The sequence below is a fragment of the Bacillus sp. DHT2 genome, from assembly GCF_026241455.1.
In the GTDB taxonomy this organism is placed as follows: domain Bacteria; phylum Bacillota; class Bacilli; order Bacillales; family Bacillaceae_G; genus Bacillus_A; species Bacillus_A pseudomycoides.
The window spans coordinates 1-506 of sequence record NZ_JAPHWH010000078.1 but is presented as its reverse complement, the minus strand read 5'-3'; the positions used below and the strand labels follow the sequence as shown (position 1 = coordinate 506).

1 protein-coding gene is annotated in these 506 nt (G+C 34.8%); it reads right to left on the bottom strand.

Annotation, left to right across the window (positions count from 1 at the left end; translation table 11 throughout):
* Window positions 1–134: 134 nt before the first annotated feature.
* Window positions 135–413 (bottom strand): AbrB/MazE/SpoVT family DNA-binding domain-containing protein, encoded by a 279-nt coding sequence (locus tag ORL93_RS30970; RefSeq protein WP_265960349.1) that lies wholly within the window; start codon window positions 411–413, stop codon window positions 135–137.
* Window positions 414–506: the final 93 nt, after the last annotated feature.

Sequence of the window (506 nt, the reverse complement as noted above, 5' to 3'; positions counted from 1 at the left end):
ATAACTATCGTAGCACACTAAATTCAGAAAAGGGAAAGAATCCCCTAATGAAGATTTCTGTGTTTTTTATTTTTAATTTCGGTACGTGAAATTATTTATATTTGGCTAAAAAAAGCCCCTATAAATGGGGCTAATTATTTTACACGATACTGTTGTACTTCTTTTATTAGTAGCTCTGCACCTTCTGGGCTTAATGTAATCTTGCCGTTTGCAAGAGAAATATTCTTATCAGATACTTCTCCTGTTATTGCACAAGCACCATGCGCTTCGTATTTTTTCAAGATAATCTTTTCACCTTCTACATAAATCTCTAATGGTGTCTTTTCTTCAATTTCCAGCGTGCGCCTTAACTCCATTGGTATAACTATACGTCCTAATGGATCTAATTTTCGAGTTACTCCTGTTGATTTCATGAAACCTCTCCCTCGTATATTATTTTTTAGTTACTCTTTCAAGCGACGATTTAACACAATGTTCTCTTGGACGTCCGAGGATATTCCTAGATA